Annotated in this window: 14 protein-coding genes; 5 read left to right on the top strand and 9 right to left on the bottom strand. The window is 46.9% G+C overall.

Annotation, left to right across the window (positions count from 1 at the left end; translation table 11 throughout):
* Positions 1 to 316: 316 nt before the first annotated feature.
* From rpsD to QF041_RS30610, 3 genes are all read left to right on the top strand, one after another.
* Positions 317 to 916 (top strand): 30S ribosomal protein S4, encoded by a 600-nt coding sequence (rpsD, locus tag QF041_RS30620; RefSeq protein WP_307416792.1) that lies wholly within the window; start codon positions 317 to 319, stop codon positions 914 to 916.
* A gap of 188 nt (positions 917 to 1,104) precedes the next feature.
* Positions 1,105 to 3,210, top strand: coding sequence for a methyl-accepting chemotaxis protein (locus QF041_RS30615; protein WP_307416791.1), 2,106 nt, complete (start codon positions 1,105 to 1,107; stop codon positions 3,208 to 3,210).
* Positions 3,211 to 3,437: 227 nt separating this feature from the next.
* A complete protein-coding gene (locus QF041_RS30610) occupies positions 3,438 to 6,533 on the top strand; it encodes a transglycosylase domain-containing protein (protein ID WP_307416790.1) in 3,096 nt (1,031 codons plus the stop codon).
* A gap of 202 nt (positions 6,534 to 6,735) precedes the next feature.
* Here the strand turns inward: QF041_RS30610 and acsA are convergent, their stop codons facing one another.
* The gene (acsA, locus tag QF041_RS30605; protein ID WP_091028608.1) at positions 6,736 to 8,460 is read right to left on the bottom strand and encodes an acetate--CoA ligase; all 1,725 of its coding nucleotides are present in this window, start codon (positions 8,458 to 8,460) and stop codon (positions 6,736 to 6,738) included.
* Positions 8,461 to 8,755: 295 nt separating this feature from the next.
* On the opposite strand from acsA, the gene QF041_RS30600 reads away from it, so the two are divergent.
* Positions 8,756 to 9,388: a GNAT family N-acetyltransferase gene (locus QF041_RS30600; RefSeq protein ID WP_307416789.1), complete on the top strand. Its 633-nt coding sequence runs from the start codon at positions 8,756 to 8,758 to the stop codon at positions 9,386 to 9,388.
* A gap of 110 nt (positions 9,389 to 9,498) precedes the next feature.
* Here QF041_RS30600 and QF041_RS30595 read toward each other — a convergent pair whose 3' ends face one another.
* The 4 genes from QF041_RS30595 to QF041_RS30580 all read right to left on the bottom strand — a co-directional run bounded on the left by QF041_RS30595 (position 9,499) and on the right by QF041_RS30580 (position 12,303).
* Positions 9,499 to 10,194 (bottom strand): 5'-methylthioadenosine/adenosylhomocysteine nucleosidase, encoded by a 696-nt coding sequence (locus QF041_RS30595; protein WP_307416788.1) that lies wholly within the window; start codon positions 10,192 to 10,194, stop codon positions 9,499 to 9,501.
* A 119-nt stretch (positions 10,195 to 10,313) separates the two neighbouring features.
* Entirely contained in the window at positions 10,314 to 11,327 is a 1,014-nt protein-coding gene (gene ccpA, locus QF041_RS30590) for a catabolite control protein A (RefSeq protein WP_036614690.1), read from the bottom strand.
* 92 nt (positions 11,328 to 11,419) lie between these two features.
* Positions 11,420 to 11,767: a bacillithiol system redox-active protein YtxJ gene (gene ytxJ / locus QF041_RS30585; protein WP_307416787.1), complete on the bottom strand. Its 348-nt coding sequence runs from the start codon at positions 11,765 to 11,767 to the stop codon at positions 11,420 to 11,422.
* A 122-nt stretch (positions 11,768 to 11,889) separates the two neighbouring features.
* Positions 11,890 to 12,303 (bottom strand): hypothetical protein, encoded by a 414-nt coding sequence (locus tag QF041_RS30580; RefSeq protein ID WP_307416786.1) that lies wholly within the window; start codon positions 12,301 to 12,303, stop codon positions 11,890 to 11,892.
* A gap of 276 nt (positions 12,304 to 12,579) precedes the next feature.
* Between QF041_RS30580 and QF041_RS30575 the strand changes: the two genes are divergently transcribed.
* Positions 12,580 to 13,104 (top strand): type 1 glutamine amidotransferase domain-containing protein, encoded by a 525-nt coding sequence (locus QF041_RS30575; RefSeq protein WP_036674874.1) that lies wholly within the window; start codon positions 12,580 to 12,582, stop codon positions 13,102 to 13,104.
* A 120-nt stretch (positions 13,105 to 13,224) separates the two neighbouring features.
* On the opposite strand, the gene ptsP is transcribed toward QF041_RS30575, so the two are convergent.
* From ptsP to aroA, 4 genes are all read right to left on the bottom strand, one after another.
* Positions 13,225 to 14,985 (bottom strand): phosphoenolpyruvate--protein phosphotransferase, encoded by a 1,761-nt coding sequence (gene ptsP / locus QF041_RS30570; protein ID WP_036614699.1) that lies wholly within the window; start codon positions 14,983 to 14,985, stop codon positions 13,225 to 13,227.
* Positions 14,982 to 16,862 (bottom strand): glucose PTS transporter subunit IIA, encoded by a 1,881-nt coding sequence (locus QF041_RS30565; RefSeq protein WP_036674872.1) that lies wholly within the window; start codon positions 16,860 to 16,862, stop codon positions 14,982 to 14,984. Before QF041_RS30565 ends, ptsP begins: the two co-directional genes overlap by 4 nt.
* Positions 16,863 to 17,059: 197 nt before the next feature.
* Entirely contained in the window at positions 17,060 to 17,494 is a 435-nt protein-coding gene (locus tag QF041_RS30560; protein WP_017687409.1) for a CoA-binding protein, read from the bottom strand.
* A 61-nt stretch (positions 17,495 to 17,555) separates the two neighbouring features.
* Complete coding sequence (gene aroA / locus QF041_RS30555; protein WP_047843705.1) at positions 17,556 to 18,851, bottom strand: 3-phosphoshikimate 1-carboxyvinyltransferase; 1,296 nt, start codon at positions 18,849 to 18,851, stop codon at positions 17,556 to 17,558.
* Positions 18,852 to 18,884 lie beyond the last annotated feature (33 nt).

The raw sequence follows: 18,884 nt of genomic DNA, 5'->3' as shown, positions 1-18,884 counted from the left end.
TTTTGCATCCATATTTCAGAAAATTGTCCCATTATTTTAGGCCCAATGACCTATCGACAAATTTAGACGTTTTTTTGCTTTTATTCTACGCTTGACTTTGTTTCTCTTAAACTGTAATATAAATTGTTGATGAAGACTACTAATGGGTCTTTAAATTTGGGCATTACCGGTTGTGTCACCCTCATTCTTTTTGTTGCTTTCAGGACAGCGGCTGAACTTTCCTGATCGTTCTATGCGAGGCCAAGCCCGCATCAACAAATTGGAGCGCAAACAGAGCCCTAATATGAACTTTAACTAAAAAGGAGCTACTTTAAACATGGCACGTTACACTGGTCCTAAATTTAAATTGAGCCGTCGCCTCGGCATTTCCCTTAGCGGAACAGGCAAAGAATTGAAACGCCCTTTCCCTCCAGGTCAGCACGGAGCTAACCAACGCAGAAAAATGAGCAACTACGGTATGCAATTGCAAGAAAAACAAAAATTGCGCCACATGTACGGTTTGGGCGAGAAGCAATTCCGCACACTGTTCTCTAAAGCTCAAAAAATGCAAGGTATTGCCGGTGAGAACTTCATGTTCTTGCTTGAGTGCCGCCTTGACAACCTCGTTTACCGCCTTGGGTTTGCTAACTCCCGCGCTGGAGCGCGTCAGTTGGTATCACACGGTCACGTAACTGTAAACGGCAAAAAAGTCGATATCGCTTCTTACCAAGTAAGCACTGGCGATGTAATCGGCTTGCGTGAGAAGAGCCGCGCTCTTTCTTCCATTAAAGAAGCTTTGGAAGGCCGTTCGCATCTTCCAGCATACGTTGAATACAACGAAGCAGCTGTAGAAGGTAAATTCATCCGCTTGCCTGAGCGTGCTGAATTGTCCCAAGACATCGATGAAAAACAAATCGTCGAGTTCTACAACCGTTAATCGTTGCAATCACATTAAAGTTTCACTCCAAACAGCTGTCGAGATTTTCTCGGCAGCTGTTTTTCTATGCTTTTTTTTAATTATCTTCATTATAGGAACGTAAATAACGATATAAAATATAGACTCCCTTCAGGAGAAGCACACATCCATATATACATCACAAGAATGACATCGAGGGGGATTAAAACATGCATTTTTTTCGCAATCGCAAGCTCGCTGTTAAGCTTGGACTTTTACTCGGGATCGTTTTACTCTGTTGTATTGGAGCCCTGATTGCATTTAATACCAAATCCATTTACGACAAAAGCCTCCAGTACGGCGAAACCGTTGCTGGACAGGCAGCAAACCGGGCTACAAATGAGTTTATGACTGACATTAATCAGGTGAAAAACACGTTGGACACCATGAGTACCACGTTATTGGATGCCGCTCAGAACGGATCACTCAACCGTGAAGAAGTCGTCAGACTCCTTGAACAATATCTGAAGAAGGACGAGAAAGTTTTTGGCTTTTATACGGGCTGGGAACCAAATGCCTTTGATGGAAAAGATGCGGAGCACATCAACAAAAAAGAATATGATGATGCTACGGGTCGATTCGTTCCATACGTTATACGTGATGGCAACTCCCTGCATTTTGAGCCTATGCCTACTTATGAGGGAAGCGGTGAAACTAGTACTTACTATCAGCAGCCAAAGAAAACCAAATCCATCTATTGGTCCGAACCTGTTACCTACACGGTTGGCGGAAAAGAAACACTGCTCGTTTCGATTGTCCTCCCTCTATTAGATGAAAATAAAAATTTTCTAGGCATTGTTGGGGCCGACTTTGCCATTGATCGTTTTCAACAAAATATAGCATCACTTAATCCGGATCAGGGTTATGCCATGCTTATTACTAGTGAAGGACAGATTGCTGCACACGGCTCCAAACCGGAACTGGCTAATGAAGGTGCCGTAATTCCATCTGAAATGAAGACAGTCATTCAGCGTATACAGTCTGGCGAGTCTCAGTTTTACGCTACAGACCCTCAAGTAGGGGAAGAACTGTTTATTGCCGAGCCTGCCAAGTTACAAGGAACAGATTCAAACTGGTACCTTGTATCGGCGCTGCCAAAGAGCCATATCCTTCAACCCTTCTATGACAGTTTGAACTGGTCCATACTGATTGCCGCACTGGCAGTACTTCTGCTTGCAGGTGTGGTTACCTACACCATCGTCTCCATTGTAAGGCAATTGAATCAAGTTAATATCGTCGCTGGACAGCTGGCTGGCGGGGATTTGACACAAAAGTTACCTGTACGATCCAAAGATGAATTTGGCATCATGGCGGGTCATATGAATCAGATGATGGATACCCTGCGACATACCATATCGGTTATATCCGAACATGCTTTATCTGTCGGCTCCACCTCCCAACAGTTGACCGCAGGTGCCGAAGAAACAGGTAAAGCCGCCGAACTGATTGCATTAACAGGAGTCGAACTTGCAGATAAATCAGGTAAACAGGTGCAGGAGCTGCAAGAGTCCTCCCGTTCCATGAATGAAATATCTGCAGGGATCGGAAGAATTGCAAAGGCCGCATCCGATGTATCCGATTCATCGCGAACTGTGGCCGAACGAACAACCATCGGAACTGATAAGATTCAGTCCGCTATGCGTATGGTCGATAGCGCCACCTCTTCTGTGCAGACGTCCATGACCGCACTGGAGAATTTCCGTCAACGTTCGGAAGAGATTGGACATATTACAGGCATGATCACGGAAGTTAGCCGTCAAACCAATCTACTTGCCCTTAATGCTTCCATTGAAGCATCACGAGCAGGTGAACACGGGCGCGGGTTTGGTGTTGTTGCTTCCGAGATTCGTAATCTGGCTGAACAATCCAGAATATCAGCAGCGCAGATTGCAGCGTTGATTCATAACGTTCAGCAAGAGGTCCTTTCTCTCGTTGAAAATATGGAACAGGGGAATGCCGAGGTGAGCCATATAGCGGAAGTGATCCATGAAAGTGGTGAACTATTCCTCTCCATTTCATCACAGATTACAGATGTTAATGAGCAGATTGAACATGTCTCAGCCATTGCGCAGCAGATGTCAGCTGGATCACAACAGGTTGATGCCACGTTAGTGCAACTCAAAACCATTGGTCATGAGACAGCAGATCATGCAACTCGTGTTGCCTCTGCCTCTGAGGAACAACTCGCATCCATGGAAGAGATTACGGCGGCGTCTGCCTCACTGGCTAATCTTACCCAGGAATTATTAGAGCTGATTCAACGCTTCAAAACCTAATGTAGAAGCTCCAATACGACTAATCATTCAGGTCACCCTATGCACCTCAGCATGGAGGTGGCCTGCTTATTTTGGCTTACAACTCATGAAATGTGCTTCAATATCGCATGATATATAGCATAATGCATGGCAGAATGGCAAATTTCGACCATTACTTGTATTTCTCAGGCATGCAAACCCGCCTTTTTATGCTATAATAAGTGCTGTTAAAAGGAGGAAGACACTGAATGGTTGATGTTAATAAGAAAAAGCCCGATGAACAGCCTGCACGCAAACGCAGCTTTGCCCGCAGACTGGGAAGTTTCGTCAAATGGATGGTTGTCCTTGGATTTATGGGGGCACTATTTGTAGGCGGTGCTTTGATGGGATACGTCAGTTCCATTGTGAAAGACGAGCCTGTCCGTTCAAGGGCCCTGATTGAACAAAAAGTCAGCGAAAACTCCATCACAGGCTTTGCTTACTTTGCCGACGGCAGTCCGATCGGTCAATTACGTACGGAAGAAGACAGGCGTCCGGTCACTACAGACCAGATCCCACAGAAGGTTATTGATGCTGTCATTTCGATTGAAGACAATCATTTTTACGAACATAAAGGTGTAGACATGAGCGGAACCCTACGTGCCGTGAAACAGAAAGTGCTGAAAGAATCAGTACAGACCGGCGGTAGTACACTGACTCAGCAATTGGCGCGTCGTGTATTTTTGAATCTGGATCGCACGGAAGATCGGAAAGTGAAAGAAATTTTGCTCTCACTCCGACTCGAACGTTTCCTGACCAAAGACGAGATCATGACAGCCTATCTGAACAAAGTTCCTTTTGGTAATGGTTCCAGCGGATACAACGTTTACGGAATCAAAGCGGCCGCCAAAGGATTGTTCAATATTAACGATCTAGAAAAAATCAACATCGCTCAAGCTGCTTATCTTGCTGGATTGCCACAACTCCCCTCCTCTTACTCCGCTTTTAACGGTAAAGGTGATTTTGTAGAGGAGAATTTTGACCGCGCAATCAACCGTCAGCATCTGGTACTGCGCCGTATGCTTGAATTGGGCAAAATCAATCAGTCCGAGTATGACAAAGCTCTTGCTTTTGATATCAAAAGCTCTCTCGCTCCGAAAACCATCAAGGCTTACAACACTTATCCATATCTTATGATGGAAACGGAACGACAAGCTGCACAGATTTTGATGAAACAGTTGAATTCCGACACAGCTGAATCTACAGACAAAGCTACGGATGCAGCCACACCTCAGAAGGAAAGCAGTGCATTATTGGAGGAAGCTCAGACGCAACTGCGGACAGGTGGATATCGGATATACACGACCATCAACAAAAGTATTTACAAAACGATGCGTACCATTGCGGAAGATGACAGCAATTTCTCAGCAGATGATCCTGTCAAAGGAAAAGAGCAAACTGCTGCCATGCTGATTAATCACAAAACCGGTGCTATTCTGGGCATGATTGAGGGCCGGGATTTCCAGGACGAACAGATGAACTATGCAACGCAGATGATACGTCAGCCAGGTTCAACGATGAAACCTATTGCAGCTTATCTGCCAGCTCTGGATGAGGGTCTTGTCCAACCTGCTTCTATTATTGATGACTCACCGATCATTCTCAAAAATGGTCCGAGCGGCTACCACATCGCCAAGAATGCCAACAATCGGTATCAGGGGCTGGTCACTGCCCGCAGAGCACTGAATTATTCTCTTAATATACCGGCTCTGAAGTTGTTTAATGAAGAAGTGGGGATCGAGAAGGCTTGGACCTTCGCCAAGAAACTGGGGATTACCACCATTCAGAAGGAAGACTATCAGGCTCAGACCGGTGTTCTCGGAGGTCTCCAATACGGTGTAACCGTTGAAGAATTAACCAGTGCCTATGGTGCTATCGCCAATAAGGGTGTATATAACGATTCTTACATGATTAGCAAAATTGTAGATTCCAAAGGCAACATCGTTTACAAACATGATACTGAACCTGTCCAAGCCTTCTCGGAGCAGACAGCATACCTGATGACCGATATGCTGCGGACCGTTATTACAGAAGGAACGGCAGATAAAGTACGTGAAAATTACAAATATTCCAAGAGTGTGCCAATCGTAGGTAAAACGGGTTCCACTCAAAACTACGCAGATGTCTGGTTTGAAGGTTATACACCAGATGTCACACTTGGCGTGTGGGTTGGATACAAACAGCCCGTGAATACGCTGGAAAGTAAATCACAGAGAAAACGTGCGCAGCAACTGTGGTCGAAAATCCTGAACGAAGTGATCGATACGCAAAAAGAACTGTTCGTTACGGATTCGTTCAAAAAACCGTCTGGCATCGAAACGCGCACGGTGTCTGCATATAGTGGCAAGTTGCCAACATCCATGACTGATAAATTTGTTACGGATATTTTCAACAGCAAGTTTGTTCCGAAGGATAGCGATGACGGTGTAGCCAAAGCCAGGTACATTACTTACAATGGTGTAAACTATATTCCGCGTGATGGAACACCTTCGGACATGTTGAAGGAAAAAACAGTAATCAAGCGTAAAAAACCAATCTCGGATCTCATCAAAGAATTGCAAAATGCGTTCTCACGTATGAGTCGACATGAGTCACTTGCTTATTATCTTCCTGAAGATGCTGGTGCAGACATGCCAACACAGATTGATCCAAGGACAGATAACGGCAAAGCTCCTGAGGCACCAGGCAACGTACGCATTTCAACCTCAGGTGAGAGAGCTGTCATTACATTTAATGCCACACCTGAAAATGATGTCGTGGGTTATCGTCTGTACCGTTCTGTAAACGGTGGAGGATTCCAGAACCAGGGTCAGGTTGTCCTGACTGGTGAATCCAGATCATTCTCTGCATATGCAGCTCAAGGCGGTAACTTCGCCTTCTATGTAACGGCAGTGGATGTTGCCGGCAGAGAGTCTGCTCCTAGTGCTACAGTAAATAGTGCTGGTGTAGCTCCCCCTGTGGAAGAAGAGATTGATGAACCGATTGAAGTTCCAGGTACAGTCATTACGCCGGGAGAAACGCAGACCGATAATACAACAACGACAGCCCCAGGCACACCTGGTCAAGTCAGCGTATCTGCCCTCACTCAAGGACTGCGTATTCAATGGGCGTCCAGTCCAAACGCAGATACTTATACTGTATATTACAGTGAAACAGGCTCGGCTCCTTACACCAAAATTGGAACAACAGCGGGAAATACCATGGATTATGGAGTACCCGCATCGACCAGTGGATGGTTCAAGGTATCTGCCAGCAACAGTGCGGGTGAATCCGAACCTTCTGCAGCCCTACATTTTCAACCCTGATTCAGGCATAACGTTCCAAAACAAGCCGCATCCTCAGACTGTATCTGAGTGTGCGGCTTTTTATTTGTATGTGCAGCAGGCTTTTACAATCCATTTTAATGGGTAGAGTCACTGTATTCAGAACCGCAGAATATTAACTTCTTCCCACTACTCAATGTATCACCATCGATACCAACACATTGATGCTCCTAGCACTATCGCGTTAGTCTTCAATGGTGGATAGATCTCCTGTTGGCAGATCAAGCTCCCAGGCTTTCAAGACACGGCGCATGATCTTGCCGGAACGTGTCTTGGGCAGTTTATCCTTAAACTCAATCTCACGCGGAGCAGCGTGGGCAGACAGGCCCTCTTTGACAAAACGATAGATCTCTTCTTTCAGCTCCGGTGTCGCCTCATATCCTTCACGAAGCGCCACAAAGGCCTTGATGATCTCCCCACGTGTCACATCCGGCTTACCGATTACGCCCGCCTCTGCTACCGCAGGATGCTCCACGAGCTTGCTCTCCACCTCAAAGGGGCCGATACGCTCCCCTGACGAATTAATCACATCATCAATCCGTCCCTGGAACCAGAAATATCCTTCTTCATCCATATAAGCGGAGTCACCGGATACATACCAGCCCGTAAGCCTAAAATACTCCTCGTATTTCACAGGGTTATTCCAGATCTTCGCCATCATGGATGGCCAAGGTGCCCGTATGGCCAGATTACCCATACTGTACGGCGGCAATTCCTGCCCGCGATCATCAATAATGGCTGCCTCAATTCCAGGCAACGGACGTCCCATGGAGCCAGGCTTGATCGGCATTCCGGGATAGTTACAGATCAGCTGAGCGCCTGTTTCCGTCATCCACCATGTATCATGAATTCGTTGACCATAAGCTTTCCATCCCCAACGAACAACCTCCGGATTTAGCGGTTCACCGACAGACATGACATGACGCAGACTACTCAGATCAAACTGGGCGATGGTCTCTTCTCCCGCTCCCATGAGCATACGAAAGGCCGTTGGTGCACTGTACCAGATCGTGACTTTGTTCTTCTGGATGGTGCTGTACCAATCTTGGGGACTGAAACGACCGCCTCGTATCACATTGGTCACTCCGTTGAGCCATGGAGCAAAGATACCGTAAGAGGTCCCTGTCACCCAACCAGGGTCAGCAGTGCACCAGTACACGTCATCCTCACGTAAATCCAGAACAACCTTACCTGTATAATAGTGCTGAATCATGGCATTTTGAACATGGTACACCCCTTTGGGTTTACCTGTAGAGCCTGAGGTATAATGAATAAGCAAACCATCCTCACGATTCAGCCACTCTACTTCCATCTCATCCGAAGCGGCAGACATCTCTGCATCAAAATCGATGAGTCCTTCTTCAGTCTGCACGCCCCCACCCACAATGAATATATGTTTGAGTTCGGGCAATTCGGAACGTTTGATGCGTTTTAGCAATTCCGGAGTGGTGACGAGCGCTACTGCTCCGCTATCCTCCAGCCGATCCTTCACAGCCGTTTCCATAAAAGCTTCGAACAACGGACCCGCGATGGCTCCAGCTTTCAATATGCCCAGAAGACTAAAATACAGTTCAGGACTTCGAGGCATAAAAATAAACACCCGTTCCCCTTTGGCTATGCCATATTTGCGGAGAACGTTCCCGAACCGACTCGACTGTTCACTCAGATCAGCGAAAGTATAGGACTCTTCACGTGAAGCATCGCTATACAATAAAGCGGTTTTTCCGCCCCTTCCTTCTAGTACATGACGATCAATCGCTTCATGCGCCATGTTTACTTTTCCGCTGGCGTGCCACGTAAAGTGCCTTTCCACCGATTCCCAATCGAACCGGCTTCTCGCCTCCGTGTAATCGCCCAGGTTAGATTCGGACACAACCGTTTGCAGCATCTCACCATGTGCTTGACTCATGCTTGCCAGCCTCCTTCAACTCGACATTTCGATTCCCGTTAGGGGTCAATCCTCATTGCCTTTGTGTTGACTGAACTTCCAGTTAGCGCTTACATTAGTAGAGAGAACTTCTCATCATGTACTTGCTCGGCCAAACAGATGTTAACTATACTGTATTGAATTGTGAACATTTTTTGTCTACGCAATTATAGCAAATCTTTTCAATTGTCGTCTATGGCTTTTCAATTTTTTGGATTTTTACTATAGCTTACTTTTGGAACAACCTCTATAAGTAGGAGAGAGAGGAGCATGAATCATGGAACATATCAAAGAACATCATATGCGTTCCATCTTCAAGTCCGGCCACCGAATTACTGTTGAAGGCCCCGTGCAGGCCAAGGAGATAACTCGTCTTGCCTTCCATCCGGATCTGGATGCCTTTCGGCGCCCAACGGAGCAGCAGGAAGCTCTCGCAGAGATCGCAGCATTACCTGAAGGGCGAATTATCATTGCACACGAAAATGAAACGATTATCGGTTATGTAACCTTTCATTATGCGGATGATTGTGAACGCTGGTCCGAGGGTAATATGACTGATCTGATTGAGCTTGGGGCAATCGAGGTTGCGGACGACTATCGCTCGCTTGGCATTGGACGTGAGATGTTGCTTACCGCTTTGGAAGATAAATACATGGAGAATTACATTATTTTCACCACAGAATATTATTGGCATTGGGATCTGAAGGGCAGCGGACTAAACGTATGGGATTATCGCAAAATGATGGAGAGGCTGATGGAAACGATCGACATGACCTGGTATGCAACAGACGACCCTGAAATCTGTTCACATCCTGCGAACTGTTTGATGGTACGTATCGGAAGTCAGGTGCCCATCACATCAGAAGAACAGTTTGATCGTGTACGCTTTCGCCATCGGTTCATGTACTAATTCGATGATCTGTTCGAAAAACGATATACATAACAAAAACCGCCTCTCGCAGCGCTACTCCATACTTCATGGAGCAGCTAATCAAAAGGCGGTTTTTCAAGTTACTGCCATTACATATTTTCTAACATATGCTCCACAATGCGATGTGAACGCTGCGAAGATTCCACGGTAAATTCAGCAAAGTTAACATGCGCCGAACCATCCGCTTTATCTGACATCCCACGCAGGACAACAAATGGTACTCGATTCATGTAACAGACCTGAGCGACTGCAGCCCCTTCCATCTCGGCACATGCACCGTCCATTTCAGTATATAACATGTTAACCGTATCTTTATTCGCAATAAATTGGTCTCCAGATAACACTTTACCGATCAGGTAATTGGCTCCCTGAGCTTTACATGCTTCTTCAGCCAGTGTAATAAGCGAAGCCTCGGCAGGGAATGCAGATGTCTCCTGGTAAGGAATAACCCCGCGTGCGAACCCCAGTGGCGTTACATCCATATCGTGCTGAACACATACAGACGAAATAACCATATCTCCGATGTTCAGCTCCGGGTTAACTGCACCCGCAACACCTGTGAAAATAATACGATTAACCTGAAAACGATCAATCAAGATCTGCGTCGTAACTGCTGCATTTACTTTACCTACGCCGGATTTGCACACGACAATTTGCTTGCCCAGCCACTCGCCTGCAACGTATGTAATGCCGGTTTGTTTGACCGTCTCAAGCTGCTTCATATCTGCCAGCAAAAGCTCGACTTCCTCATCCATCGCTCCGATAATCCCAATCGTTTCACGCATCTTCTGATACCTCCTGTTTTCACTTTTAACTTCATTCAGCACAAAAGCTCCGTCTCCGGAGCTTTCGCATATCCACTATGTAGAGAGAATGAATTCTCCCTTACTGTATATAATCCCGATTAAACTACATCCGCGTGACTTACAGACAGACGAAGAATCGTTTCATGCGGCAAAATAACCCGTGGGTTCTCCACATTTTCTTTCTTCATCAACTTGGTCAGCAAACGCATCGCTACTGCGCCAAGGTCATACATTGGCTGAGCCACTGTTGTCAACTGAGGACGCACCATGGAAGCCATACGGATGTTATCCACACTAATAATGGAGAAGTCATCCGGTACTTTCAGACCGTCATCCTGAATGCTGTGAATGGCACCAATGGCCATTTCATCTGTAGCAGCAAAGATAGCTGATGGTTTTTTCTTGAGTCCAAGGAAATATTTCATTGCTTCCACACCGGATTCATATCGATAGTTACCGATTCGAACAAGATCCTCCTGGTATTCAATCCCTGCTGCTTCCAGTGCTTTTTTGTATCCTTGGAAACGGGCATATCCATTCGCCGGATCTTGCAGTGTACCACTGATCATCGCAATTTCCTTGTGTCCATGACGAATCAGAGTGTTTACCGCATCAAACGCAGCCGCCTCATGGTCAATATCCACCGAAGGGAATGTGCCCTTCTCATCACTCGTTGCACAAAGTACGATCGGCACAGCCGCAGACTGGAACGCCTGAATGTGTTCGTCCGTTACTGTTCCGCCCATGAAGAGCAGTCCGTCTACTTGTTTTTCGAGCAACGTGTTAATAACACGAATTTCTTTTTCTTTCTTCTTATCTGCATTACACAAAATAATATTGTAGTGATACATATTCGCAATATCTTCAATTCCGCGGGCAATCTCCGCGAAGGTTGAGTTCGAAATATCTGGAATAACAACCCCGACCGTGGTTGTCTTCTTGCTTGCCAGACCTCTGGCTACCGCATTCGGACGATATCCCAACCGTTCGATGGCTTCATATACTTTTTTCCGCGTTTGCGGTTTGACATTAGGGTTATTATTAACTACCCGTGATACCGTTGCCATAGACACTCCAGCTTCACGTGCCACATCATAAATGGTTACCGTCACAGTACTTCTCTCCATTACCAGTAAATTTTCATACCATTTTCATTAAGATTTATATTACGACAAATTTTTGCATTAATCAATTAAAATAGGCTTTAGGACTCACTCAAAACATTCGTAAGTGTGGTTCTAGTAATATCTGAATGGGAAGTATGCCATACAGGAATTCCCTTTTTGATCAGGATTGCCTGTGGAGATTCGTGCTTAACACCCAGCTTGTCTGCTGCTTCATTGGATACCGGGCGATCTTCCACAACATAGATGATGCCATATTTTACTTGTTCATTGGCATTGTTAAGCAAATAATCGTTCATCTCCTGATAAGCGTTCGAGCTGATCGGACAGTGCGTGCTGTGCTTAAACAGAAGCAAGGGTTGATCCTTGGTAGCCTCCACTGCGGAGTTTAGCTGTTCAATACTTGTCATTTTAGTCATGTCAGCCATTAGATATACATCCCCCTTTACCAGGAATACCGCTATGTTGAGCGTTTTCACTCTTCGATATCTTAACAAAAAGTGCGCGAAAAAGCCAATTTTCATGAAAACAAGCATTTTACACGTCAAAATTAGACAGCATTTGAGAAGTACTCCTGCCACACAAATCCGGATAATTGACTTAATCTGCGCTCCGTGGTCTCAATCCACGTTGCATCACTAGACTTCGTTGCGTAACCCATAATGTCCAACAGCAGATTGATACGCTCCTCCACTGCTTGCTGCATTCGATATTCCATCTCCCGATCGGTCGCATCCGGCCAGGCCAGCAGTTGCTCATGAAACAGGTCTGCCAGTTCATTACGTTCACCAAAAGATACGTCTTGCTTCACGGGTTGTTCACCCAATGTGCTTATGCACTCTGTTAAGTCCGGCTTGACCGGCGGAAGCACTTCGTATGATACACAGTCTGTACACGCAAATACGGGTACGTTTCGAATCTCCACTTTTTTGGCGTATACCACTGTTCTTAATTCCAATTCCATTACATGTCCACATCTGCACGACTTGCGCACCACCATCACCTCATTCGTTCTATACTCTATATAAGTACCATTCGACCTATTTCGGCTCAAATCCTGCTATAAACGAAAGGTTGCACAAATTACCACTCCCTCCAGTTGAAGGTTGTCGAATGCAGGCAGTTACTGACTTGTAATCGCTTCCTCCAAACGGAATATGCACTTCCATGAAGTCCCTTGGAGAATCTGTTACAATTAAAGACGCAACAGACCTAATTACCGCAAAAAGGAGAGATGGACATGAGATTAACCGGTAAAAAAGTCATCGCTCTGGTCGATGAAGAATTCGAGGATTTAGAATTGTGGTACCCTGTACATCGGGTTCGTGAAGAAGGTGCGGAAGTGCATCTTGCTGGAGAGAAAAAAGGAAAAACCTATATTGGCAAATACGGTGTGCCTGCTGAAGCCGAATACAGTTTCGATGAACTCGACAGTTCAGATTACGATGGCATTCTCGTGCCAGGCGGCTGGGCGCCAGACAAGCTGCGTCGTTATCCCAAAGTACTGGAGCTTGTGAAGGAAATGAATGCAGACCGGAAACCGATTGGACAGATCTGTCATGCGGGCTGGGTGCTGATTTCTGCCAAAATTCTGGACGGAGTTACAGTAACCTCTACACCAGGCATTCGGGATGACATGGAAAATGCAGGTGCTATCTGGAAAGATGAAGCGGTTGTTGTTGATGGACATATCATCTCAGCACGTCGTCCGCCCGACCTTCCACCTTATGGCAAGGCATTCTGTGATGCACTCGCTGACAAATAAAAATAACCCCATTGTGCTCTCATGCACAGTGGGGTTGTTTTATATAACAAGTTTTCCAATAAATAATTATCACAAATGTAAATATATTAACTTAAAGGTATTTATATCCAGTTCGCCCAATTATGATGCATTCGAACCACTTTGTTCATCCGGACTTCCCGTAGAGTCATTAAAAACTTGCAGTCGCTCCTCAATATCTCCGCTGGTCCGTAGGGCGAAGCACTTTCGCGCTTCTTCTTTGGCGGCCGATGCTGTTGTGTTCAGCACTCTGTGCTTCACACGTAACAGGGATTGTGGAGACATACTCAAGTGGCGAATGCCAAGCTCCAACCAAAGCGGAATGGCACGTTCGTCCCCTGCCATCTCTCCGCACACACTGACATCAATTCCAGCCGTATGAGCCGCATCTGCTGTTGCACGAAGCATCCGCAGAACAGCCGGATGATAGGGGTGATACATATGAGCGATCTGCTCATTCATTCGATCCACTGCCAGTACATATTGAACCAGGTCGTTCGTACCAATACTGAAGAAATCAGCTTCCTCTGCGAGCAGATCAGCAATCATCACCGCTGCAGGAACTTCAATCATAATTCCCACCTGAATGTGAGGGTCGTATGATAATCCGCGCTCGTCCAGATCAGACATCGCCTCACGGAGAATCTCATTGGCCTGCTGAAGTTCTTCCACCGAAGAGATCATCGGGTACATGATTTTGACATTTCCAGCAGCGCTGGCACGCAGAATGGCTGTAAGCTGTGTTTTGAACAGATCCTTGCGGTCGAGACTAATCCGAATAGCTCGGTAACCCAGAAACGGGTTGTCTTCCTCCGGCAGTTCAAAGTAATCAAGTTGCTTGTCACCACCGATATCCAGTGTACGAATAACAACGGATTGCCCTGCTGTTTTCTCTGCCACAAGACGGTACACCTCATACTGTTCTTGCTCACCCGGGAAAGTAGCACGGTCCATGTACAAGAATTCTGTTCGGAACAAGCCCACACCTTTGGCTCCTTGTTTCAAAGCAAGGTCCAATTCCTTCACCGAACTGATATTGGAAGCCAAGTGCAAAACAGCCCCATCTTTGGTTACAGCATCCACTGTAGCAAGGACTTGAAGTTGTTCCTTTTTCTTCAGTTGCTTGCTGCGAAGCATGGTATACCGTTCAATCGTCTTGCGATCCGGGTCCGTAAATACCAAGCCATTGTCACCATCTACCACAAGCATATCCCCTGTCTCTACCGGCATGCCAAGACTCGCTTCCAGACCGGAAACGAGAGGAATGCCAAGGGCACGAGCCATAATCGCAGAATGTGATGTTTTCCCGCCAATCAAGGTTACAATGCCTAGTACATGGGTCGGATTCAGATGCGCCAGTTGAGATGGCGACAGTTCTTTGGCAACGAGTACATACGGCTGGGTATCCGAAGGAAGTGTAATCTCCGGTGCACCGAGCAAATGCTTGAGCAGACGGTTACCCACATCCTTGATGTCAATGGCTCGCTCCTTCATATACTCGTCTTCCAGCAAGTCAAACATCGTGACAAAATGGTCTATGGCTTCTTTGACAGCCACTTCTGCTGCCTTATATTGACGCTCAATAATACCGCGAATTTCGTTCATGAATACCGGATCTTCCAGGATTGCCAGATGTGCATCAAAGATACTGGACTCCTCTGGACCAACGACTTCCTTGAACTCATTTTTGATATATTCGATCTCATCCTTTGATGTCCGTATGCCCTCATACAGCCGTTCGAACTCTTGGGCGAGATCCACCGAATCCATCTTCTGATCCGGCAGATCCCATTCCCAACTGGGCAGGACAAATGCTTTGCCGATGGCTATGCCTGCAGCTCCGTTGATGCCTTGTATCTTCATTCTACCCCTCCAACGTTCCTGTCATAGAGCACCACGGACATAACGGATGCCTGACCTTTCTTAACTTGCTTAAATGGAGCAAAACTCCATGATTTTACACGATCCGGATTCGTAATTACCATTGGTGTTGTTAGTGATGCCGCTTGCTCGCGGAGTACTGCCAGATCAAACTTGATCAACAACTGCCCTGGCTCCACCGTATCGCCCTCCTGAACAAAAGCTTCAAAATGGCCTTTCAACTGTGAGGTATCGATGCCGATATGCAGTAACACCTCAAGCCCCTCACGGGTAGAAATACCCAAGGCATGCATGGTCGGGTACAGGTGCATAATCGTTCCGTACACGGGTGAGACCAGCTCTCCCTTTTCCGGAACAAAGGCTACACCATCACCGACAAGCTTGGCTGCAAAAATCTGATCCGGCACCTCTTCAATCGGAAGCATTTTGCCCTGAACGGGGGCACAGAACAGAACCTGTTGCAGATCTCTTTCCAGCAGCTTCGCGATTTCTTCCCGAATCAATTCCGAGTAGGTCCCGAATACCACCTGTACGTTACCGCCACCCAGCTTGATCAGTCCAGCGGACCCCATACTCTTCATGGCACCCGTGTCGATCAGCCGGTCATCATGCACAGTGAGGCGAAGACGTGTAATACATGCTTCAACCTGTACAATGTTACTCTTCCCACCCAATGCCTCGAGGATTAAAGGTGCCTGATAAGGAATGTTACCTACCCAATCTTCCAGCATGGAGCCCTCTTCTCGTCCTGGTGTTGGAATCTTGAACGTACGAATCGCCCATCGGAACAGGAAGTAGTAAACCAGCCCATATAGTATGCCAATCGGAATGAGCTTCCAAGCATTCTCCGATAGATGGAAATTGAGTATGTAATCAATAATACCTGCGGAGTAAGAAAATCCATGCCGGATATCAAGCCAGTAACTAATCCACATGGCAACGCCGGACATCACTGCATGCACGATGAACAGATAAGGTGCCGCGAACAAAAAAGCAAACTCAATCTGTTCCGATACCCCGGTTAGAAAACAAACGAGTGCCGATGTCAGAAAAGTTTTCTTGATTTTTGGTTTCAGATCTTCCCTGGCTTCCTGAATAATAGCAAAGGCTATTGCCGGAATGGCAAACATCATGATGGGAAACAAACCCGCCATAAAGAATCCTGCTGTTGGATCACCTGCAAAAAATCGGGGCAAATCCCCTTGCACAATGTTACCATCAGGCGTTTCAAACGTCCCTAACTGGAACCAAAACACATTGTTAAGCAGGTGATGAAGCCCAAAAGCAACCAGCACCCTGTATAACACTCCGTAGATGAACAGTCCAAACCCCCCGAGACTGTATTCCCAGGTAGCAATGCCGTTCAATCCATGCTGTAGGATCGGAGCGAGCCATAACATAAAACAGGAGAACAATGCCGAACAGAGTCCGACGATGAGCAAAACAAACCTTGAACCTCCAAAAAATTGTAAAATTTCAGGCAGTTTAATGCTTTTAAACCGATTATGCATCCCACCGGCAAGCGCGCCGAGTATGATTCCGATTAAGGAAGCCGGCTGAACGGTGCCATCCCCGAAGTTCCGAGTCACCTGATCATATATCACGATACCAGCCAGAGCAGCAAGTCCCGCTTGTCCGGCCTGGTTGGAGAGTCCCAGTGCTACACCGACAGCGAACAAATACGGTAAGAAATAAAAAATACCGTGTCCGGCCACGGTAGACACTTCACCGACAATATCCAATCCCCAGGCGTCCCAAGGCAGACTGCCAACACTGAGCAAAATTGCGGCGGCGGGCAGGACCATTGTAGGCAGCATTACCGCTCGTCCGAGCTGCTGCAAGGATCCGAGCCAATTCATGGCGACCTCTCCTTTCTATCCTAGATGGTAAGCTTTACGCAACGTTTTGTCAAAGCAAAACAGTAACCAATTGGTAATTAATAACGGCAAAAATAGAACAGAAAAAATCCCGTCAACTTCAAGTTAACGGGATTCATCCTATGTTCATTCAATTGGGACAGATCAGGAGATCATCCGATCACAGGTGAACGAGCCTCTCAGCCGCGTCCAGCGCCGCGCAGAACGATGGAATCCTCTACCTTGATACAACGATTCGTTACCGCTGTCATGCCGTTCTCTGCAGCAATCTGGACCGCTTCATCACTATGGATGCCAAGCTGCAGCCACAGCACATTTGCTTTGATGGCAGCGGCGTCACGAGCGACATCCGCGCAAAACTCTTCGCGACGAAACACATTGACAATGTCTACCGGCTCTGGAATATCCGCGAGTGTGGCATATACCGTCTCGCCCAGGATTTCACCTTGCACCTGTGGATTAACCGGGATAATGCGATAGCCTCTGCTCTGCATGGCTTCTGCCACCATATAGGAAGTGCGATCTGATTTGTCTGATAAGCCGACGACTGCGATGTTGCCTGCCTTGCGCAAAAGTTGTCCAATTTCTTCACGAGTAGGGTTGTTAAATTCCATGTTCAAGCACCATCCTTTTCTGAATTAAAGTGCGTGTTCAAAAAAACAGGTTTTCAGTTATTTACTCTTTTACCCATTGAACCGAGGCGCCAAGCGCCTGCAAATGATCGAAATATTGCGGATAAGACTTGGCTACATGGTGTGCATCCCGAATACGAAGCGGCTCCTTGGAACGCAGACCAACGACAGTGAGCGCCATAATTACGCGATGATCGTAATGAGCGTTAATCTCAACGCCGCCTTCAACGCCTTCCGGACGTCCGTGTACGATAATCTCAGCTTGACGCTCTTCAACGTTCGCTCCTGCCTTCCGGAGTTCGTTCAAATAATCGGTGATTCGGTCACATTCCTTGTAACGCAGGTTCTCTACATTATAGAACCGTGACGTGCCTTCCGCAAACACAGCTGCGGCTACCATAGCCAAAACGGCGTCCGTTGCGGCATCCCCGTCGAATTCGATCGCTTTCAGTCTGCCATTACCTTGAACGTGTACAACATCGTTCTCATGTGTCAATGGCACTTCCATCATGCGCAGCACGTCAACGATGGCACGTTCACCCTGTTTGCTCTGCTCCATCAGGCGCAGAATTTTCACATCGGACTGTGTAACCGCTGCTGCGGCAAGAACGGCTGCCGAGCCCGGGTAGTCTCCTTGAACCGTGTAGGTCGTCGGCTGGTAAGCCTGTCCACCTGGTACACGGAAGGACATGTAATCATCACTTGCATGGATAACGATGCCTGCCTGCTCCAGCACTTCCAGCGTCTGTCCGATAACAACCTTGGACTTCAGGTCATTCAGTACTTCGATGGTGCTGTCTTCTGCAAGCAACGGCGTAACAAACAACAATGCACTCAGATATTGGGAGCTGACGGAGCCAGATACACGAATGTGTCCACCCTTGGCATTGCCACCCTTGATTGTAATCGGTAGGCGTCCTTGTTCATGCTGTACATCTACACCCAATTGGCCAAGCGCATCGATCAGGTCATCATGGGGGCGTTTGCCCAGTGAATCCGGGTACGTATTCACAAATGTAACGTCAGGGCAGAGCGCTGTAACGCCCATAAGGAAACGAAGTACTGCACCCGCATTCCCAACATTCAACTCACGCACATCACGGGGATGACTGCCAAAGCCCTGGATCACAATCTTGCTATCGTCTTCTTCAAGTACTGCCCCCAGATCGCGAATACATCTGCGCATGGCGTCACTGTCTTCACTGTGTGCCGGGAAATGAATGGTACTTGTGCCTTCTGCCAGCGCAGCAGCCAGCAAATAGCGGGTAGTGTAGTTTTTGGAGGACAGAGCCCCGATTTCCCCGTTCAGAGTGGGGGTTGGTTTAACAATAACGTCCATGGATGAAATTCTCCTTCATTGATTATATTGTGG

Origin of the sequence: Paenibacillus sp. W2I17 (assembly GCF_030815985.1) — a bacterium.
Classification (GTDB): domain Bacteria; phylum Bacillota; class Bacilli; order Paenibacillales; family Paenibacillaceae; genus Paenibacillus.
Note: the sequence above shows the minus strand (reverse complement) of the source record. Positions and strands in the feature narration are given on the sequence as shown.

Coding starts and splice junctions, on each gene's coding strand:
- rpsD (WP_307416792.1), top strand. CDS start 317: ATGGCACGTTACACTGGTCCTAAATTTAAATTGAGCCGTCGCCTCGGC.
- ytxJ (WP_307416787.1), bottom strand. CDS start 11,767: ATGGCTGACATGACTAAAATGACAAGTATTGAACAGCTAAACTCCGCA.
- QF041_RS30615 (WP_307416791.1), top strand. CDS start 1,105: ATGCATTTTTTTCGCAATCGCAAGCTCGCTGTTAAGCTTGGACTTTTA.
- QF041_RS30560 (WP_017687409.1), bottom strand. CDS start 17,494: ATGGAATTTAACAACCCTACTCGTGAAGAAATTGGACAACTTTTGCGC.
- QF041_RS30610 (WP_307416790.1), top strand. CDS start 3,438: ATGGTTGATGTTAATAAGAAAAAGCCCGATGAACAGCCTGCACGCAAA.
- QF041_RS30575 (WP_036674874.1), top strand. CDS start 12,580: ATGAGATTAACCGGTAAAAAAGTCATCGCTCTGGTCGATGAAGAATTC.
- QF041_RS30580 (WP_307416786.1), bottom strand. CDS start 12,303: ATGGAATTGGAATTAAGAACAGTGGTATACGCCAAAAAAGTGGAGATT.
- aroA (WP_047843705.1), bottom strand. CDS start 18,851: ATGGACGTTATTGTTAAACCAACCCCCACTCTGAACGGGGAAATCGGG.
- acsA (WP_091028608.1), bottom strand. CDS start 8,460: ATGAGTCAAGCACATGGTGAGATGCTGCAAACGGTTGTGTCCGAATCT.
- QF041_RS30565 (WP_036674872.1), bottom strand. CDS start 16,862: ATGAATTGGCTCGGATCCTTGCAGCAGCTCGGACGAGCGGTAATGCTG.
- QF041_RS30595 (WP_307416788.1), bottom strand. CDS start 10,194: ATGCGTGAAACGATTGGGATTATCGGAGCGATGGATGAGGAAGTCGAG.
- QF041_RS30600 (WP_307416789.1), top strand. CDS start 8,756: ATGGAACATATCAAAGAACATCATATGCGTTCCATCTTCAAGTCCGGC.
- ptsP (WP_036614699.1), bottom strand. CDS start 14,985: ATGAAGATACAAGGCATCAACGGAGCTGCAGGCATAGCCATCGGCAAA.